General features: G+C 29.5%; 20 protein-coding genes, 1 pseudogene and 1 other annotated feature. Of the genes and pseudogenes, 16 read left to right on the plus strand and 5 right to left on the minus strand.

Annotated features, from left to right (window positions below; genetic code table 11):
* Positions 1-29: 29 nt before the first annotated feature.
* From KVH43_RS10480 to KVH43_RS10515, 8 genes are all read left to right on the plus strand, one after another.
* Positions 30-1,901 carry a YgiQ family radical SAM protein gene (locus KVH43_RS10480; protein WP_218282480.1) on the plus strand — a complete coding sequence of 624 codons (1,872 nt, stop codon included), beginning with the start codon at positions 30-32 and terminating at the stop codon, positions 1,899-1,901.
* Positions 1,902-1,904: 3 nt separating this feature from the next.
* Positions 1,905-2,141 carry a DUF896 domain-containing protein gene (locus KVH43_RS10485; protein ID WP_255547743.1) on the plus strand — a complete coding sequence of 79 codons (237 nt, stop codon included), beginning with the start codon at positions 1,905-1,907 and terminating at the stop codon, positions 2,139-2,141.
* A 35-nt stretch (positions 2,142-2,176) separates the two neighbouring features.
* Positions 2,177-2,629 carry a chemotaxis protein CheW gene (locus KVH43_RS10490; protein ID WP_218282481.1) on the plus strand — a complete coding sequence of 151 codons (453 nt, stop codon included), beginning with the start codon at positions 2,177-2,179 and terminating at the stop codon, positions 2,627-2,629.
* Positions 2,630-2,825: 196 nt separating this feature from the next.
* Positions 2,826-3,308 carry a hypothetical protein gene (locus tag KVH43_RS10495; RefSeq protein WP_218282482.1) on the plus strand — a complete coding sequence of 161 codons (483 nt, stop codon included), beginning with the start codon at positions 2,826-2,828 and terminating at the stop codon, positions 3,306-3,308.
* 179 nt (positions 3,309-3,487) lie between these two features.
* Positions 3,488-4,651, plus strand: coding sequence for a sensor histidine kinase (locus KVH43_RS10500; protein ID WP_218282483.1), 1,164 nt, complete (start codon positions 3,488-3,490; stop codon positions 4,649-4,651).
* Between the two features lie 2 nt (positions 4,652-4,653).
* Positions 4,654-5,307, plus strand: a complete 654-nt coding sequence (locus KVH43_RS10505; RefSeq protein ID WP_218282484.1) for a response regulator — start codon at positions 4,654-4,656, stop codon at positions 5,305-5,307.
* Positions 5,308-5,368: 61 nt separating this feature from the next.
* Complete coding sequence (locus KVH43_RS10510) at positions 5,369-6,778, plus strand: aminopeptidase (RefSeq protein WP_420829634.1); 1,410 nt, start codon at positions 5,369-5,371, stop codon at positions 6,776-6,778.
* Positions 6,779-6,916: 138 nt separating this feature from the next.
* A protein-coding gene (locus tag KVH43_RS10515) for an IS1182 family transposase (protein ID WP_420829625.1) occupies positions 6,917-8,376 on the plus strand; the annotation gives its coding sequence in 2 pieces (ribosomal slippage) (positions 6,917-7,499 and positions 7,499-8,376; 1,461 coding nt in all).
* 25 nt (positions 8,377-8,401) lie between these two features.
* Here KVH43_RS10515 and KVH43_RS10520 read toward each other — a convergent pair.
* Positions 8,402-9,301: a selenium metabolism-associated LysR family transcriptional regulator gene (locus KVH43_RS10520; RefSeq protein ID WP_218282485.1), complete on the minus strand. Its 900-nt coding sequence runs from the start codon at positions 9,299-9,301 to the stop codon at positions 8,402-8,404.
* Between the two features lie 172 nt (positions 9,302-9,473).
* On the opposite strand from KVH43_RS10520, the gene KVH43_RS10525 reads away from it, so the two are divergent.
* Positions 9,474-10,655: an RNA-binding domain-containing protein gene (locus KVH43_RS10525; RefSeq protein ID WP_218282486.1), complete on the plus strand. Its 1,182-nt coding sequence runs from the start codon at positions 9,474-9,476 to the stop codon at positions 10,653-10,655.
* Between the two features lie 16 nt (positions 10,656-10,671).
* On the opposite strand, the gene KVH43_RS10530 is transcribed toward KVH43_RS10525, so the two are convergent.
* A complete protein-coding gene (locus tag KVH43_RS10530) occupies positions 10,672-11,151 on the minus strand; it encodes a hypothetical protein (protein ID WP_218282487.1) in 480 nt (159 codons plus the stop codon).
* A 108-nt stretch (positions 11,152-11,259) separates the two neighbouring features.
* Here KVH43_RS10530 and KVH43_RS10535 point away from each other — a divergent pair, with 108 nt between their 5' ends.
* The 3 genes from KVH43_RS10535 (at position 11,260) to KVH43_RS10545 (ending at position 12,534) form a co-directional block, all read left to right on the plus strand.
* The gene (locus KVH43_RS10535; protein ID WP_218282488.1) at positions 11,260-11,625 is read left to right on the plus strand and encodes a YkvA family protein; all 366 of its coding nucleotides are present in this window, start codon (positions 11,260-11,262) and stop codon (positions 11,623-11,625) included.
* 118 nt (positions 11,626-11,743) lie between these two features.
* On the plus strand, positions 11,744-12,283 hold the full coding sequence (gene hpt / locus KVH43_RS10540) for a hypoxanthine phosphoribosyltransferase (RefSeq protein ID WP_218284148.1): 540 nt from the start codon (positions 11,744-11,746) through the stop codon (positions 12,281-12,283).
* 77 nt (positions 12,284-12,360) lie between these two features.
* Positions 12,361-12,534 carry a hypothetical protein gene (locus KVH43_RS10545; RefSeq protein ID WP_218284179.1) on the plus strand — a complete coding sequence of 58 codons (174 nt, stop codon included), beginning with the start codon at positions 12,361-12,363 and terminating at the stop codon, positions 12,532-12,534.
* Positions 12,535-12,556: 22 nt separating this feature from the next.
* Here the strand turns inward: KVH43_RS10545 and KVH43_RS10550 are convergent, their stop codons facing one another.
* Positions 12,557-13,033: a hypothetical protein gene (locus tag KVH43_RS10550; RefSeq protein WP_218282489.1), complete on the minus strand. Its 477-nt coding sequence runs from the start codon at positions 13,031-13,033 to the stop codon at positions 12,557-12,559.
* A 214-nt stretch (positions 13,034-13,247) separates the two neighbouring features.
* On the opposite strand from KVH43_RS10550, the gene KVH43_RS10555 reads away from it, so the two are divergent.
* The 3 genes from KVH43_RS10555 (at position 13,248) to KVH43_RS10565 (ending at position 16,456) form a co-directional block, all read left to right on the plus strand.
* Entirely contained in the window at positions 13,248-13,823 is a 576-nt protein-coding gene (locus KVH43_RS10555) for a flavodoxin family protein (RefSeq protein ID WP_218282490.1), read from the plus strand.
* Between the two features lie 112 nt (positions 13,824-13,935).
* Positions 13,936-14,511, plus strand: coding sequence for a phosphate propanoyltransferase (gene pduL / locus KVH43_RS10560; protein WP_218282491.1), 576 nt, complete (start codon positions 13,936-13,938; stop codon positions 14,509-14,511).
* Positions 14,512-14,627: 116 nt separating this feature from the next.
* Positions 14,628-14,891 (plus strand) — a binding site (T-box leader).
* Positions 14,892-15,076: 185 nt separating this feature from the next.
* Complete coding sequence (locus KVH43_RS10565) at positions 15,077-16,456, plus strand: sodium-dependent transporter (protein ID WP_218282492.1); 1,380 nt, start codon at positions 15,077-15,079, stop codon at positions 16,454-16,456.
* Between the two features lie 107 nt (positions 16,457-16,563).
* Here the strand turns inward: KVH43_RS10565 and KVH43_RS10570 are convergent, their stop codons facing one another.
* Entirely contained in the window at positions 16,564-16,737 is a 174-nt protein-coding gene (locus tag KVH43_RS10570) for an aspartyl-phosphate phosphatase Spo0E family protein (RefSeq protein WP_218282493.1), read from the minus strand.
* A 328-nt stretch (positions 16,738-17,065) separates the two neighbouring features.
* On the opposite strand from KVH43_RS10570, the gene hutG reads away from it, so the two are divergent.
* The gene (gene hutG, locus KVH43_RS10575; protein ID WP_218282494.1) at positions 17,066-18,079 is read left to right on the plus strand and encodes a formimidoylglutamase; all 1,014 of its coding nucleotides are present in this window, start codon (positions 17,066-17,068) and stop codon (positions 18,077-18,079) included.
* A gap of 112 nt (positions 18,080-18,191) precedes the next feature.
* Here the strand turns inward: hutG and tnpA are convergent.
* Positions 18,192-18,423, minus strand: a pseudogene (gene tnpA / locus KVH43_RS13300) (IS200/IS605 family transposase); the annotation flags it as partial.
* Between the last annotated feature and the right edge of the window lie 165 nt (positions 18,424-18,588).

Genomic DNA, 18,588 nt, shown 5'->3' on the forward strand with positions numbered 1-18,588 from the left:
TGTATGAATCATATGAGAGTGAGGACAAAATGAAAAGAAATGATTTTTTACCGATATGTAGAGAAGATATGAAAAAAAGAGGATGGGAACAATTAGATTTTATTATTGTGACAGGAGATGCTTATGTAGATCATCCGAGTTTTGGTACAGCTATTATATCAAGAGTTTTAGAAGATGCTGGATATAAGGTAGGGATTATTCCTCAACCAAATTGGAGAAATGTTAATGATTTCAAAAAATTAGGAAGACCTAGACTTGGATTTTTAATCAATGCAGGTAATTTAGATTCTATGGTAAATCACTATTCTGTGAGTAAGAAAAGGAGAAAAGAAGACTTATATGCTCCAGGTGGAAAAATGGGATTAAGGCCTGATAGAGCAACCATTGTATATACTAATATGGTCAGACAAGCATATAAAAAAGTACCTATTATTATTGGAGGTATTGAAGCTAGCTTAAGAAGATTTGCACATTATGATTATTGGAATGATTTAGTAAGAAGATCTATTTTATTTGATAGTGAAGCAGATTTATTAGTATACGGTATGGGTGAAAAACAGGTTATAGAAATTGCAGATAATTTAAATAATGGATTAGCTATTAAGTATATTCGACATATTCCGGGAACTTGTTATAAAGTGAATAATTTAGAAGAAGTTTATGATTATATAGAAGTTCCTTCTTTTGAAGAAGTTTCAAAAGATAAAAGATTATATGCAAAAGCTTTTAAAATTCAATATGAGGAACAGGATAGTATCCGAGGAAAAGTAATTGTTCAAAAGCATAAGGATATTTATATTGTACAAAATCCTCCAGCTAGTCCTTTGACGCAAGTTGAATTAGACAGAGTATATGACCTACCATATATGAGAAGCTATCATCCTATATATGAAAAAATGGGTGGAGTTCCTGCTATTAAAGAAGTCAAATATAGTATTGTTAGTGAGAGAGGTTGTTTTGGTAGCTGTTCTTTTTGCGCTCTTACATTTCATCAAGGAAGGGTAATCCAGAGCAGAAGTCAAGAGTCAATGATAGAGGAAGCAAAAAAAATTGTTAAAGATAAAGACTTTAAAGGATATATTCACGATGTTGGAGGCCCAACAGCTAATTTTAGACATCCTGCTTGTGAGAAGCAAAAGAAAATAGGAGCTTGTAAAAATAAGCAATGCTTATACCCAAAGCCTTGTAAAAGTCTATATATTGATCATAGTGAATACTTAGAAGTATTGAGAAAGCTTAGGAAAATTGAAGGAGTCAAAAAGGTTTTTGTTCGTTCGGGGCTAAGATATGATTATATTATGGCAGATCAAAAGGGAGATGATTTCTTAAAAGAATTAAGTGAGTATCATGTAAGTGGACAACTTAAAGTTGCTCCTGAGCATGTTTCGCCGAAGGTATTAGCATTGATGGGAAAACCGAAAAGAGAAATATATGAAAGGTTTGTAGATAAATTTTATAAAATAAATAATAGGCTTGGAAAAAAACAATTTTTAATACCGTATCTTATGTCTAGTCATCCAGGAAGTGATTTAAGTGCTGCTGTTGAGCTAGCAGAGTATTTAAGAGATATTCACTATCATCCACAGCAAGTGCAGGACTTTTATCCTACACCGGGAACCTTGTCTACCTGTATGTTTTATACGGGATTAGATCCTAGAAATATGAAGCGTGTATATGTACCAAAGACAAGAGAAGAAAAGGCTATGCAAAGGGCTTTGCTTCAATATAGAAACCCTAAAAATTATGATTTAGTTGAGAAGGCTTTGATTTTAGCAAATAGAAAGGATTTAATTGGATATGGTCCTAAGTGTTTGATTAAACCAAGAGAAGAATATAATAAAAAAAATCGTTCAAATAAAAATAAACGTCAAAAGGATAAAAGAAGAAAAAATAGAAGATAATTGATGTTTGACGAAAACATATCTTTTTTGTACAATACATTATTAGGAAAAATAGAAGGGAGTCATAATATGCTATCAAAAGAAAAGCTTGCTCGTATTAATTTTTTAGCTAAAAAATCTAAGAATGAGGGATTAACTCAAGAGGAAAAGCTTGAACAAAAAAAACTTAGAGAAGAATATTTGAAAAAGTTTAGAGAAAATTTTAGAAAACAATTAGACAATATTGAATTTGTTGATTAGAGTAAGAGGAGATATAAAAGAAGGGGGCTAATAGGATGGCAGAGAAACAATATGTTATATTCAAACTAGAAAATGAATCTTATGGTGTAGATATAATGCGTGTGCAGGAAATTTGTGAATATAAAGAAAGCGTTAAGGTACCGAATACACCTAAATTTGTTGATGGGATTATAAATTTAAGAGGAGATATTATACCTATTATCAGTTTAAGGAAGAAATTTAATTTACAAGAGGAACAAGTGAATTCAGATACAAGAATTATTGTTATTCATTTACAAGAAAATCAAGTAGGTTTTCTTGTAGATGAAGCGTCTCAGGTTTTAAGAATAAATGAAGAAGATATTGAGCCAGCACCAGAAATTGTTACTGGTGTGGATAAAAAATATATTACAGGAGTTGGAAAGTTAGAAGACAAAATTGTTCTATTATTAGATTTAGAATATATTCTTACAGATTATGAAAAAGAGCAAATACAACAAATCTCTTAATTGTTATCATTTTTTTGACGATAATAGAAGGAATGCTAAATAAACAATTTGTTTTTAAGAGATTTATGATAAAAAAATAAAAAATTAGAAATTAATGTAAATAAAAAAATTCATTTGACAACAGTAAAAGTCAAATTTCAAACCTATCTCTAGTGTATAATGAATTCAAACACACAACATATAGGGGGATATGGTGATGAAAAAGACTTTGCTGTTTTTTTTAATACTTATTACAATAATAATATATGCAAAGGGAAGCTTTGTAGATGCAAATCCAGCAACTAAAAAAGATATAAACTATGAAAAGGAACGAGCGATGATAGAAGAGCTTTTTAGAGAAAGATCTAAATTATGGAATGATATTTATGAAAGAAGTATGGAGATTGATGAATGGACTAAAGAGCTAAAAAATATTGTTGTAGAGCCTTTGTTATCTTTTGATGCTGAAGCTTTTAGACAAGCTTGTGAATATCCTACAGATATGGATAAGGTATTAGACCTAAGAATTGTTAACATAGAAGATGTAGCTTATGGTAGAGATTCTATGCAGGCAAAAATAAAGATTCATTGGGAAATGGAAGGGCTTTCATCTAAATATCAGGAAGAAATTAATTATATAGTAGAGCTTAAAAAAGAAAATAAAAAATGGAAGCTTTGTGATTATAATATATATCAGTAGCTGTCTAGCTTTATAGTAGACAGTTTATTTTTTATAAAATAGGATAATTTTGCTGTTTACTATAAAATAAGAAGGAATATAATTATTTATGAAGAAATAATTTCATGTAGAGCATATGTCAAACTGTGTCGTTTTATAAAAATATGTTATTTTTTAATATCAATGACTAGAGGTGTATTATGTACAAGCCAGCTTTAAGCGCTAAAAAAATGAATGAAATCATTAAAAATACAATTGATGTAATAGAAAAAGGGAAAAATGAAATTTTTGAAATAGCTGAAAGTGCTAGAAATGAGTGCAAAAACCTTGAAAAGGAATTGCAAAATATAAAAGTGAAAGCTGCTCGTATTATAAATGAAGTTGATGAATTAGAAATTCTTGAAAAAAGAAGCAGGGTCAGACTAGCTCTTGTAAGCAAGAATTTTAAAGAGTTTACAGAAGATGATATTAAAGCAGCTTATGAGGATGCGAATGCTTTAAAGGTTAAGATTTTGTTAAAAAGACAAGAAGAAAAGGATTTGATCAAACAAAGGTCTGATTTAGAGAAAAGATTAAAAGCTTCCTATGAAGTTGTAAAAAAAGCTGAAAAATTGGTTTCCCAGGTTGGTGTAGCTATGGGGTATTTGAGTGGAAATTTAAAAGAATTATCAGAACAATTAGAAGATATACAACAAAAAGAAGCAGTAGGGATCAAAGTGATTAAAGCACAAGAAGAAGAAAGACAGAGAGTTGCTAGAGAGATTCATGATGGACCTGCTCAGTCTATGGCCAATGTGGTTATCAAAGCGGAAATTTGTGAAAAGCTATTTGACAGGGATATGACAAGAGCAAAACATGAGCTCACAGAGCTGAAAAATATCGTTCGGGGCTGTTTAAAAGATGTAAGAAAGATTATATATGATTTAAGACCTATGTCTTTAGATGATTTAGGTTTAATACCAACCTTGCAAAGATTTATTATGAATTTTGAAGAGGAAACAAGAGTAAATGTAGATTTTTCTGTAAATATAGAAAATGAAGTTATAGACTCGATTACTCAGCTATCGGTATTTCGAATTATACAAGAATCTTTGAACAATATCAGAAAGTATGCAAAAGCTTCTACAGTTGTCATAAAATTAGAAGTGATTCACAGACGGATTAATTTATTAATTATTGACGATGGCATTGGCTTTGATGTCAAATGTAAATTAAGTGCAAATAAACGCGAAAGTGGTTTTGGCTTGTTCATTATGAAGGAAAGAGTAGAACTACTAAAAGGAAAGATAAATATTAAAAGCGATATTGGAGAAGGAACAAGAATAAAAGTGATAATTCCTTTAAAAAAGATGGAGGGACAATAGAAATGGATACGAAAATTAAAGTTTTAATAGCAGACGATCATGCACTAATGAGACAAGGGCTTAAGCAAATTATAGAGTTAGAGGAAGATATTGAAGTAGTAGCTTTAGCTGTTGATGGAGAAGATACTATTAAAAAATCTCAACAGTATAAACCAGATGTTATATTATTAGATATTAATATGCCTAATATGAATGGCATACAAGCATTAAGAAGACTGAAGGATATGGGAACTGATTCGAAAATTATTATGTTAACTATTCATGATGATAGAGAATATCTATTTGAAACAATGAATATTGGTGCATCTGGATATGTACTAAAGGATGCTGAATCTGCTAGCCTTGTAAAAGCTATTAGAGATGTATGTACGGGTCATTCATATATTCATCCATCTCTTGCTTTAGAATTGGTTAAATCATATAATAAAAAGGACAAAGAGGAGCATACATATAAAAAGGATAAACTAACAAGAAGAGAATATGAAGTATTAACTTTAATTGCAGAAGGAAAAAATAATAGGGAGATTGCAGAAGATTTATTTATTAGTGAAAAAACAGTTAAAAATCATGTATCAAATATATTTAAGAAGATTGATGTTAGTGATAGAACGCAGGCTGCAATTTATGCATATAAGCATAACATTAAAAAAATATAATGATAAACATAGTTTTTATGATTATGGCAAATAATAAGAAGAATATTAAGGAGGGAGTATTTTGGTAGAGAAAAAAGATGTATTAAGCTTTGAATTTAAAAATGGGTGGGAACAAATTGATCAAGCACAGCAAAAAGAGGTATTTAAGTTAAGTGAAGAATATAAAACTTTCTTAGATAAAGGAAAGACAGAAAGAGAATGTGTAGATGAAATAATAAAGCAAGCTGAAAAAAATGGATATAAAAATATAGAAGATTTTATAGATGGGAAGGAAGTATTAAAAGCAGGGGCAAAAATTTATACGAACAATAAGGGAAAAGCTGTAGCATTATTTATTATAGGAGAACAGGCTTTAGAAAAAGGGATGCATATTGTAGGGGGGCATATAGACTCTCCAAGACTTGATTTAAAGCCTTTCCCATTATATGAAGATGGAGGATTAGCTTTACTTAAAACACATTATTATGGAGGAATAAAAAAATATCAGTGGACAACTATTCCTTTAGCGTTACATGGAGTTGTCATCAATAAAAACGGAGAAAAAATAAATATCGTCATAGGTGAAGATGATAATGATCCAGTATTTTTTATTACTGATTTATTACCTCATTTAGCTAAGAAGCAAAATGAAAAGAAACTCAATGAAGGGATATCTGGAGAAGGACTAAATATATTAATTGGAAGTATTCCTTGTGATGATGCAGAAATTAAAGAAAGGGTAAAATATAATATTTTAAAACTGTTGAATGAAAAATATGGGATAGAAGAAGAAGATTTTTTAACTGCTGAAATTGAGATCGTTCCTGCGAGTAAAGCAAAAGATGTTGGATTAGATAGAAGCTTAGTAGGAGCTTATGGACAAGATGATAGAGTTTGTTCGTATACAGCGATGAAAGCCATCTTTGACATTAAGCAGCCTAAAAAAACAGCAGCAGTTTTATTAGTAGATAAAGAAGAAATAGGAAGTATGGGAAATACAGGAATGCAGTCTAGGTTTTTTGAAAATGCTGTAGCAGAGTTAGTTGCCATACAAAATAAGGACTTTAATTATTTGAAGGTGAGAAGAGCATTAGCTAACTCAAAGGTTTTATCTGCAGATGTTGGTGCGGCCTTTGACCCTAATTTTCCTGATGTATTGGATAAAAGAAATGCAGCTTTCATTGGAAAAGGTGTATTGGTATCTAAGTATACTGGTGCGAGAGGAAAGTCAGGCTGCAATGATGCAAATGCGGAATTTTTAGGTGAGTTAAGAAAAATATTCAGGAATGATCATGTATTATGGCAAATTGGAGAGTTGGGAAAGGTTGACCAAGGAGGAGGAGGAACTATTGCTTACATATTAGCTAATTATGGAGCTGAAGTTGTTGATTGCGGTGTACCAATCCTTTCTATGCATGCACCTATAGAAATAGCAAGTAAAATGGATATTTATATGGCTTATAAAGCGTACAAAGCTTTTTTAAAGGCATAAAAATAAATCGGGTTTTATACCCGATTCAGACTGTTGACAAAGTATAAAAAAGCGAGAATTCTTTTTTTTCAAAAAGGATTTTCGCTTTTTATGTAGAATAAATATATATAGAATAATTTCCCGAAGGGACTGATTGTATTGTTAACTAAGAATAATGGATACCAAAATAGAATTGAAACTGTTATGATTGAGAACCTAGTTTCTGAAGATCATTTGCTTAGAAAAATCAATAAATATATTAACTTTTCATTTATATATGATTTAGTAGAAGATAAGTATTGTTTAGATAATGGAAGACCATCTATTGATCCAGTTGTTTTATTTAAGATGATGTTTATTGGATATCTTTATGGTATTCGCTCCGAAAGGAGATTAATGGAAGAAATCAAATATAATATTGCTTATAGATGGTTTTTAGGTTATGGAATTACTGATGAGATTCCTCATCATTCTACTATTAGTCAAAATAGAAGACGTAGATTTACAGGTACTGATATATTTGAAAAAATTTTTTCAAATATAGTGAAACAAGCAATAGATAATAATTTGGTATTGGGTAAAATACTATACACTGATTCTACTCATCTTAAAGCTAATGCTAATAAAAATAAGTATGAAGAAAAATATATTAAAGTTGAAGTAAAAGAATATGTTGATGATTTAGAAAATGCAATTAATGAAGATAGAATAAATCATGGTAAAAAACCTCTAAAAAAAAAGAACATGAGCCAGAAATAAAGAGAATTAAATCTAGCATTACAGATCCTGACAGTGGTTTTATGCATAGAGATAGAAAACCCAAAGGTTTCTTCTATCTAGAACACAGAACGGTGGATGCAGAGAATAACATTATTACAGGTGTTAATGTTACTCCTGGTAATATTAATGATGCAACACCTTATCTTCAAATATTAGATGAACAAATTGAAAAATATGGTTTTGAGGTGAAATTTGTAGGACTTGATGCTGGATATTTTACTGCTCCAATTTGTAAAGGTTTAAATGATAGAAATATACAGGGTGCTATAGGTTACAGACTTGGACCACATAAAAAAGGAAAGTTTACAAAAAATAGATTTCAATATGTTGATGAATGGGATGTTATAATGTGCCCAAATCTTTATCCAATGCATTATAAAACTACTACCCGTCAGGGTTATAGGGAATATATCAGTGATAAAAATAATTGCTCTGAGTGTCCATATAAAGAAAAATGCTTATATGATGGTAATGAAACTAGAACAATTAGACTCCATGTATGGGAAAAATATAAAGATAAAGTTAAAAGGTTTACTATGTACGATCAGTTAGGGAAGCGGATTTACAAGAGAAGAAAAGAAACCGTTGAGCGAAGCTTTGCAGATGCTAAACAACTGCATGGGCTTCGCTATGCCCGCTTTCGCGGAATTGAGAAAGTCAAAGAACAATGTCTTATGACAGCAGCAGTACAAAATATGAAAAAGATAGCGATGATACTATCATCTCTATCTTTTAATTCTTTTTTGAATGATTATTCTCATAAAATATTAAGCTACGCTTATTTTATATTTAAAAAAGACAAACCACTGAAATTTTTCAATGGTTTGTCAGCAACCTGAATCGGGTTTTATACCCGATTATTTTTTATAAATTATTTTGATTTTTCAGCATAAAGCTTTTAAAGGTTTGTGCTAAAGGAGATAAAATTCTAGGTTCATGATAAACAAAATAAAACTTTCTTGTTGTATCAATGTCTTCTAATACTAATTTTTTAATTATATTGTATTTTATTTCATTTTCTATAGCAAATTCAGAAATCATTGTAATGCCCAGACCGTTTTTTACACATTGCTTAATTGCTTCAGTGTTTTCTATGCAGGCGACTATTTGTAATTGTTCTAAAGATATGTTATTGGAATGAAGGATTTGTTCAAACATTTTTCTTGTTCCTGAACCTTTTTCTCTTAAAATAATTTTTTCTTTAAGTAAAAAATCTATAGATATTTTATCTAATGATCTATACTTTTTAGTATTGGGAGCAATGATTACGAGCTTGTCCTCTAAAACATCAATGTAATGCAAGCGTTTTGTATTGTCCTTTGCCCCTACAAAACCAAAATCTATCCTGCCATTCAAAATACCGTCTACTACTTGCTGTGAATCATAATGAAGAAGGTTATATTGAACATTTGGATAAATTTTATTGAATGCACTGAGTAAAGGAGGAAGAATATACTGCTCAGGGATTGTACTACAAGCGATTTCTAAAGTTCCTTCAATTTTGTCTTTGAATGCTTCTAAAGAAAATAATGCTTGTTCCCTTTTATTAATGATTTCTACTGCATGACGAAATAGAATTTCTCCAGCTTTTGTTAAGGTTACCTTTTTATTTGACCGATTAATTAGTATAGTGCTTAATTCATTTTCGAGATTTTGGATGTGATTGCTAATGGTTGGTTGTGTTAAAAAAAGATAATCCGCAGCTTTTGAAAAGCTTTTTAGTCGTGCAATAGCTATAAAAGTTTCTAGTTGTCGAAAATCCATACTATTCCCTCCAAGAAAACCTTTCTTTAATTAATAGTACCATTTACTAGAAGAATTATCAAATACTAGTTTTTTTATCGAATAGCGTTTAAAATAAATAGTGAAGCAATAGCATAGATATAATATAAAAATGTATAAAAGGTAAATTTGCCATTGTGAAAGGAATGGTTAAATGAATCTTCAAAAATTGAAAATATTAATAAAGCAGAAGGAAGGAATGAAGCTTGACTTTAAAGAAAGCTTGCATCTTAATACTGAAACAGAGAAAAAAGAATTTGCAAAAGATGTTATGGCTATTGCCAATAGTATAGGAGGAAGAGGTTATTTAATTATTGGTGTAAAAGATAAAGAAAAAAAAATAATAGGAATTAAACCAGAAGACTTTCAAGAAGAACGTCTACAGCAGATTATAAGTCATAGATGCGATCCACCAGTGAATATAAGAGTAGAGTGTATAAAATATAAGGAAAGATATATTGGTGTGATTACTATTTTTAAAAGTTTTCAAAGACCACATCAAATGAGACAAACAGGAGCATTTTATGTAAGAAGAGGATCAACTACTGATATTGCAAGAAGAGATGAAATAGCAAGAATGTTTCAAGAAGTAGGATTAATCAATAATGAATTAATCCCATTATATAATTTAGATGCAAGTGTATTAAATCAAGCATTAATAAATCAATATTTAAAGAAAATGGGTATATTTCCTAATGAAAAAATGACAATGCATACATGGAACAATTTGGGGATTATTCATTTTGATAGTGAAAGAAATAGATTTTGCCCAACAATTGGAGGACTTTTATTGTTTTGCAATAAACCTCAAGCATATTTACCTTATGTTTCTGTAAAAATTATTACATTTAAAAAAGATAAAAAACAGACTCATGTAATAGATGGAAATATTCTTGAAATGTTAAATAGATGTAGGAAGTTTATTTGTACATATTTAAAAAATATAGATTATCCAAAGGAAGCAATATTTGAGGCTATTGCAAATGCAGTGCTACATAGAGATTATATGGATATATTAAGAGATGTTGTGGTGCTTATAGGAGATCATAAGGTCGAGATTAGTAATCCTGGAACGCTACCAAAGGGAAGCAATATTCATACTATTATGAGGGAGAACAATCCTACAAGGAGAAATAATTGGCTTTATCATAGACTTTTATTAATTGATGATCAAAATCAATTTCTAAGAACAGGTATTGGACTTCAAAAAATAAGCAAGATGTTTAATAATGTTGGAAATGTAAAATTTTTAAATATAGAAAAAAGAAATTTATTTAAAGTGGTTATGCCAGGCTTGAATAAATTCAATAAAATAAAAAAGCATGGGACTTTTTAAAATAAAGGCCCATGTTTTAGGTATTATATGTTTTATAAGTATGAATAAATTTAGGTTTTAATGACATAGTCATTTTATGAATATTCATTTTCTTAAAACCATTTTTTTTACATAATTCAATCTGATGATATTCCTTTATATTAAATATGAGTATTTCAAAGTCTAGATTTTTTACGTGTTGGATTATGGTTTTAAGGATTTTTTTATCTAAGAGATCTTCTCTATATTTTTTAGGGAATATAAAATCGTCAATAATAATATAAGGATAAGGATCGTTATTCATATCACAAAAACATAACGTAATATAAATTTCTTTATTAGCTTTATATTGAAACAACCATTTATTATCTGAATTTTTTGTGATAATTTGACAGGTGAATTTTAAATTGCAAATACGGCTAAAAGTTTTTATCCAATTCATTAATTGGATGGGATCAATTTTTTTATATATAGGAACTGTTTTTCTTATAGTTTTTATATTATATATATTAATCATACAAATAACCCTCCTAAAAAAATATATGAATAGAGCTTAATTATTATTACTGACAATAATTGTAGTATAATAAAAATAAAATGATTGTGAATATAAGTAAGAAAGAGGGTGAAGGCTATCAAAAGAGGAATTTATGCAAATAGGAATGTTTTAAAATCCATATATCAACTATTTAAAAGAATAGGTGCGCTTTATCAATTCATAAAAGATCCTAATGTTGCCATTTATAAAAAGATAATAGTTATATTAGGACTTTTATATATTATTAGTCCTATTGATATTATTCCAGAAGCTATTTTAGGATTTGGATTTATAGATGATGCAGTATTGATGCTATATATGATTTCAAAAATATCAGATCAATTAGATCAATATATTATAAATAAAGATGAAGATATATCTTTTGATAAAGGAAAAATCGTTGATGGTGTACAATATAAATTTAAAGATGAGGATGAAAAGCCATCTAAATAGATGGTTTTTCAATTGAATGACAAAAACACGAACATTAATATAGAATTTCAAAAAAATATACACATTATAAGAAATTATGTTATAATAATTTTATCAAAAAACAGGAGAGGTGAAGGTTTTGAGAGAGGATGTAGCACAAATTCTATTTTCAGAAAAGCAAATTGAAGAGAAAGTAGCTGAATTAGGCAAACAAATTACACAAGATTACAAAGGAAAAGAATTGGTATTAATAGGTGTACTCAAAGGTGCAAATGTTTTTATGAGCGATTTAATGAGAAAAATAGATATTCCAGTTACAATTGATTTTATGGCTGTATCAAGCTATGGATTATCCACAGAAAGTTCAGGTGTTGTAAAAATATTAAAGGATTTAGATCAAAGTATAGAAGATAAACATGTGCTAATTATAGAAGATATTATTGATACAGGACTTACATTACACTATTTATGTGATAATTTATTATCGAGAAAGCCAAAAAGTTTAAAGATATGTACATTATTAGATAAGCCTGAAAGGAGAAAAGTTGAATTAAAGGTTGATTATAAAGGATTCGATATTCCAGATGAATTCATTATTGGATATGGCATTGATTATGCAGAAAAATATAGAAATCTACCATATGTAGCAGTATTAAAAAGAGCAGTTTATGAAAAATAATTTTATAAGGAATAAAATAAATCTTTAATTCCTATACTAATATAGAGAAGGGTATTCATATGTATAGGAGTGATAAGATGATACAAAATACAAATTTTGAAGAAATTAAAGAAAGATTTAGAAATGCAACTGTTGATGAAAAAATTAGAATATATACAACTACTCAAGGATTAACAGTTGAACAGTTCAAAGAATTATTAAGAATGTTTCCACTTCAATATTTGGACAAACTTGAAAGAGCAATGGCTTAGTAGGAAAAAAGAACCACTTTACTTATGTGGTTCTTTTTATATAATTGAGTACTCTTTCCCATTCAAAGGGAATAGGTGTTCCATTGATAACATATTCCTTTAGATAATAAGATTCTGTGTAGGTGATAAATTTTGCAGGAATAGATAAAGTATACCCATGATTATTAAGTATGTTTTTTAATTCTGTTCTTTCCTTTATGGCTATATTTTCAAAATTTCTTATACAACGATTAGAGGTATTTGTCTTTTCTAGCTGAGTGTATCTTGACATTTCTTTTTTTATATACTCTATAAGATATTTTTGAAATTCTAGATCATTTTCTAATTTTGGATATTTTGTTAACCAATTGGGTTTTGGATTTTTAGAAAGAACGGTTTTGACGAAAAAATCATATTTTAAGGAACCATTTTTCAATCCCTTATAATATTTTCTAATATTTTTTTTAATATGATTATATATTTCCATTCTTGTTCTATCAGGTAAATTGGCAACGTTCACAATGAGACCTCCCCTATATAGATATATTTAGTATTTCCATAATTTTCAAAAAATATAACATTGATTGAATATATTTTATATATATAGGGAAAAATTTTAAAAAATAGGTAATGTATAAAGGTATACTTTAAGGATTGGTATTGTTTTTAAAGATTATTTTGACTATAATATAGTAGTGTGCAAAAATGTGAAAATTTATATAGGAGGATTTTCATTGAAAGCATTAGCTATTTTAGGAAGTCCTAGGGTGAAAATGAACACAGACCTTTTATTGAATAGTGTCATTCAGGGATTAGAAGAACAGCACGTAGTAGTTGAAAAAATTGAACTTAAAAAATTTAATATACATCCTTGTATAGCTTGTGGTGCGTGTGAAAAAACAGGTGTTTGCTTTATAAATGATGATATGCATAAATTGTACCAAAAATTTGATGCTGCAGATATTGTAGTTTTTGCTTCTCCATTATATTTTAATTCGGTTACGAGTATTGCTAAAACAATGATAGACAGATGTCAAATGTTTTGGTCTAGCAAATATGTTTACAATAAGCCAGCTATTGACCGAACAAAAAAAAGAAATGGAATGTTTATAGCTACTGCAGGCAGTTTGCAAAAAGAAAATGGATTTATGGGTGCAACCCTTGTAGTAGATTTGTTTTTTAGAGCGATTAATACAAAGTATCATTATAATCTTCTTGTAGATAATACAGACAAATTATTTGTTAAAGAACGATTAGGACTTCTTGAAAAAGCATATGAAATGGGAAAGAAGTTAACTATTTTTGATTAAAGTTAATTTGTAATTATATTTTTTCATTGATTTTTAATCAATGAAGAGATATCATATATAATATGAGTATTTTGTATACATAATATAATTATATTAATTAAGGGGTGTTTTTATGTCAAATAATATGGTACCTGTTGGTTTATCCAATAGACACATTCACTTAAGTAAAGAGCATGTTGAAATTCTTTTTGGACAAGGTCATGAATTAACTCCTATAAAAGATTTAGTTCAACCAGGACAATTTGCCTGTGAGGAGAAAGTAGATATTGTTGGCCCAAAAGGAACATTAAAAGGAGTAAGGGTATTAGGACCTGCAAGAAGTAAAACACAAGTAGAAATTTCTTTTACAGATGGATTTGCTTTAGGTGTAAAAGCACCAGTAAGAAATTCGGGAGATTTAGCAGGAACTCCTGGAGCAAAAATTGTTGGCCCAAAAGGAGAAGTAACAATTGAAGAAGGAGTCATTGTTGCTGCTAGACATTTACACATGCATACTTCTGATGCAGAGAAATTTGGATTAAAAGATCAAGATGTTGTAAGTATAAAAGTAGAGGGACAAAGAGGATTAATATTTAATAATGTATTAGTAAGAGCAGGAGAGACACATGCTCTTGAATTACATGTTGATATGGAAGAAGGAAATGCTGCAGGATTAAAAAATGGAATGATGCTTGAAGTAATTAAATAGTGAGTAGGAAATATAAAAAGAATGGTCATTTGATCATTCTTTTTTAAAAAATAAATATTTTTTTATTGACAATAAGCTTTTGCGATGTTAAAATTAGTAGCAACAAATGCATACAAAAAAAGACTATGACGGAGAGAAAAGCATTGCCCCTGTAATTCCAGAGAACTGGGGATAGGTGAGAGCCCAGTGTTATAAGACAATGTGTATATTCACTCTAGAGTTGTTGTTCCAAAAGACATTTCGAGTAGGAACAAAGGAATGTCCCCCTTATTAGGACTACAGTTTAGCTTTGTATAAAGGCAGACTGGAAAAGAGATGATCCTAAGTTTTATTTTGGGATAAATTAGAGTGGTACCGTGAAGTCAAGCTTCGCCTCTATATAGAGGTGGAGCTTTTTTGATTTTTATAAAAGCTAGCTTAAAATCAAAGGAATGAATTTATAAGGAATAATAAAGATTTGACCGGTCTTGATTAGTAACAGCCATGGCTAAATAATCATTAAATCAAAATATTTCAAAGCAAATTAGTGATTATGATTTGCTTTGAAAATAATAGGAGGTTGTTTATGTCTTTGGTAACTGAAAAAAATAAAGAAAATAAGAGAGAAAAATGGGGGTCGAAAATTGGTTTTATACTTGCTGCTGCAGGATCTGCGGTAGGGTTAGGGAATCTTTGGAAGTTTCCATATAGTGTAGGTAACAATGGTGGCGGTGCATTTGTAATGATTTATTTAATATTTCTTATTTTAATAGGGATGCCACTAATGCTTGCTGCAATTACATTGGGTAGAAAAACACAGCTTTCAGCTGTTGGTGCTTATAGAAGCATTAAAAAGAATTGGGCTTTTGTTGGTGGGCTAGGTATCCTTTGTGGTTTTTTCATATTAGCCTTTTATAGTACTGTAGGAGGATGGGTTATTTACTATTGCATAAAAGCGGTTATGGGAGATCTTGCAATAAAAGATCCTAATGTTTTAGGAGCGATTTTTGGGGATTTTATATCATCACCTACTTCAAGTATTATTTATCAAGGAATATTTCTCATATTGACTTTACTTATTGTCATTAGAGGAATTAGTTCAGGAATAGAAAAAGCAAGTAAAGTTATGATGCCAGCTCTTTTTGCGATGATTATTCTTATTGCAATAAGATCTGTGACTCTACCTGGAGCTTTAGCAGGTATTGATTTCTTTCTTGTACCAGACTTTTCAAAAATTAATATGGATGTGATTATGAATGCATTAGGGCAAGTATTCTTTTCATTAAGTATTGGTATGGGGGTAATGGTCACTTATGGAAGCTACCTAGATAAAGATACAAATTTAATAGGAGCCTCTGCATCTATTCCTGTGCTAGATACTATGGTAGCCATGCTTGCAGGTTTTGCTACATTGCCAGCAGTATTTGCTATTGGTTTTAAAGCTTCTTCTGGACCTGGCCTTATGTTTGTAACTCTTCCTGCTGTATTTGCAAGTATGCCTTTTGGAATGTTATTTTGTATATTATTCTTTATACTTGTATTATTTGCAGCTCTTACTTCATCTATATCAATGCTTGAAGTATGTGTGTCTTATTTTGTAGATGAAAAGGGTGCAAATCGAATCAAGGCTGCTATGATTATAACGGTTACTATGTATATTGTAGGAATTCCAGCTACTCTTTCTATGGGACCTTGGCAAGAACTTCATATACTAGGCAATTTGAATTTCTTTGATTTTTATGATAAATTAACTTCTAATATACTTCTTACATCAGGAGGATTATTGCTTTCTATTTTTGTTGGATGGATATGGGGAGCTGAAAATGCTGTAGAAGAGATTGAAAAGATAGGTAAGAAATTTATATTTGCATCTTTATGGAAATTTCTTATAAAATATATTGTTCCACCAGCAGTTTTTATTATACTTATTAATTCGTTCAAAGATGTTATTACGGCTATATTTTAATAAAATTTCCCTATCTCAAAAGCGAGATGGGGATTTTTTTATTAAAGCAGTATGAATAAAGTACAACAGGTTAAATCAAATTTAGCTTACGGTATTACAATTAGTTATTATTTTTTGATCCGATCATATTCTGATAGCAATTTATCTAGAAATTGGCTGAATTTAACTACTTTTGGATCTAGTAGATTGCCTTTTTTTTGTTTTATTAATCTGTTTAATAAAAGCCTAGTATTTTCAATTTCTTTTAATAAAGAGTTTAATTTATTATTGTGGTTATCCATTTTACCATACCCCTTTTTATTAATGTTGTAAGATTTAACCTGTTGCACTATAAAAATGATACTGGAAAATACAATGATTTGTTAGAAATGTGTCAGATTAATATGAATAAAGTGAAAATATGGAATAAATTTGAATATGATAATGTGTAAATAATTTTATGCAAAAAATTTTTAGCATAAATTGTTGGATACTATTTGGAATTGGGAATATATGTTATAATTTACTGGTAGAGGATATAGATAGATCAATAATTTGAATTTCATTATAAGATTTTGATATTGTTTATATGGAATAGATTGAAAAATTAAGATGTGATAGGGGGATAACATGTTTGATAAAAATTATAGACCTATACATAAAAATATTTGGAAAGGAAGAATAGATAGCGAAAGCAATTTTGATGCTTTTAGATGGCATCAATGGGTTGAAATTATTGATTTAAGAAAAAAAGATTTATCTTATTACAAAGGAAAATTAGGATTTGCTTTTATTGGGTTTTGTTGTGATGAAGGGATTAAACGCAATAAGGGCAGAGGTGGAGCTATAAATGGACCTATAAGTATAAGAAAAGAATTAGCTAATTTACCATGCTGTTTTATAAGAGAGGTTAAACTTTTTGATGCAGGAAATATTATTTGTGAAAATTGTACATTAGAAGAAAGCCAAAGCTTGCTTTCAAAAGCTGTAGCGAAAATTCTAGATTTAAATCTTTTTCCTATTGTTTTAGGAGGGGGACATGAAGTTGCTTTTGGGCATTATAATGGGATTTTGGACTATATAAAACGAAAAGAGCATGAACCAAATATTGGAATAATCAATTTTGATGCTCATTTTGATATTAGGCCTTATCCAAATGGAGGAAGCTCTGGTACGATGTTTAGGCAAATTGCAGATCAATGTAAAAAAGAAAAGTTAGATTATGCTTATTTTTGTCTTGGAATTCAAAAGCATAGCAATACTATTGACCTTTTCAAAACAGCAGATAGATTAGGTGTACAGTATGTATTAGCAAAGGATATTATAAGTCAAGATGATTTTAGCATATTAGAAAAATTAGATAATTTCATAAAATTAAGAGACTATATTTATATAACGATATGCTCCGATGTGTTTTCATCTGCTTTTGCACCAGGAGTAAGTGCTACACAACCTTTAGGATTAGATCCAGAAAGGGTCTTAAAGTTTCTTAAATATATTTTAAGATCGAATAAGGTGATAAGCTTTGATATTGCAGAAGTTTCACCAAGATTTGATCAAGATAACACTACTGCAAATTTAGCAGCTACATTGATTTTTTCTGTTGTAAATACTTTGTCAAAAATGAATAATTTAGGCATTTAGAAAAGCCCCTCTGAAGGTATTATTAATTTTATAAATTCGGCACAAGAAAACCTCCGTTGTTTATCTCGGAGGATGAATTGTGCCTTTAATTTTTAGGTTAAATACCTAAAAATTAAACATTCTTTTGGGTTTGGATATATTTTTGAATGGTTTCAGAAGATACTGCTTTAGCAGTACCAATATAATATCCTCTACTCCATAAGCCACTGCCCCAAAATTTAGATTGTTTTAACTTGGGGAAGCCTTTAAATATCTCATTAGCAGATATACTTTTTAGTATCTACTGGTGCAACAGTTGGTGGAGCAGATATGAAAAGATGGACATGGTCAGGCGTTATCTCTTTTAAATATCAAACCTCTCACGAAGTCACCGATTAATGTCTCGGTGGTAGTTCACAATGAACTATCAATTATTCAAGACACGATAAAAGTAGTTTGGATAAATGATATAGTCCTTGAATTTACAAGGCTTTATTATTCATCGTATTCAACGAGCAGATCCAACTAAA

This window comes from Crassaminicella indica (assembly GCF_019203185.1).
In the GTDB taxonomy this organism is placed as follows: Bacteria; Bacillota; Clostridia; order Peptostreptococcales; family Thermotaleaceae; genus Crassaminicella; species Crassaminicella indica.

Coding starts and splice junctions, on each gene's coding strand:
- KVH43_RS10530 (WP_218282487.1), bottom strand. CDS start 11,151: ATGATTAATATATATAATATAAAAACTATAAGAAAAACAGTTCCTATA.
- hutG (WP_218282494.1), top strand. CDS start 17,066: ATGTTTGATAAAAATTATAGACCTATACATAAAAATATTTGGAAAGGA.
- KVH43_RS10565 (WP_218282492.1), top strand. CDS start 15,077: ATGTCTTTGGTAACTGAAAAAAATAAAGAAAATAAGAGAGAAAAATGG.
- KVH43_RS10490 (WP_218282481.1), top strand. CDS start 2,177: ATGGCAGAGAAACAATATGTTATATTCAAACTAGAAAATGAATCTTAT.
- KVH43_RS10485 (WP_255547743.1), top strand. CDS start 1,905: ATGTTTGACGAAAACATATCTTTTTTGTACAATACATTATTAGGAAAA.
- KVH43_RS10480 (WP_218282480.1), top strand. CDS start 30: ATGAAAAGAAATGATTTTTTACCGATATGTAGAGAAGATATGAAAAAA.
- KVH43_RS10570 (WP_218282493.1), bottom strand. CDS start 16,737: ATGGATAACCACAATAATAAATTAAACTCTTTATTAAAAGAAATTGAA.
- pduL (WP_218282491.1), top strand. CDS start 13,936: ATGTCAAATAATATGGTACCTGTTGGTTTATCCAATAGACACATTCAC.
- KVH43_RS10500 (WP_218282483.1), top strand. CDS start 3,488: ATGTACAAGCCAGCTTTAAGCGCTAAAAAAATGAATGAAATCATTAAA.
- KVH43_RS10545 (WP_218284179.1), top strand. CDS start 12,361: ATGATACAAAATACAAATTTTGAAGAAATTAAAGAAAGATTTAGAAAT.
- KVH43_RS10505 (WP_218282484.1), top strand. CDS start 4,654: ATGGATACGAAAATTAAAGTTTTAATAGCAGACGATCATGCACTAATG.
- KVH43_RS10525 (WP_218282486.1), top strand. CDS start 9,474: ATGAATCTTCAAAAATTGAAAATATTAATAAAGCAGAAGGAAGGAATG.
- KVH43_RS10495 (WP_218282482.1), top strand. CDS start 2,826: ATGAAAAAGACTTTGCTGTTTTTTTTAATACTTATTACAATAATAATA.
- KVH43_RS10520 (WP_218282485.1), bottom strand. CDS start 9,301: ATGGATTTTCGACAACTAGAAACTTTTATAGCTATTGCACGACTAAAA.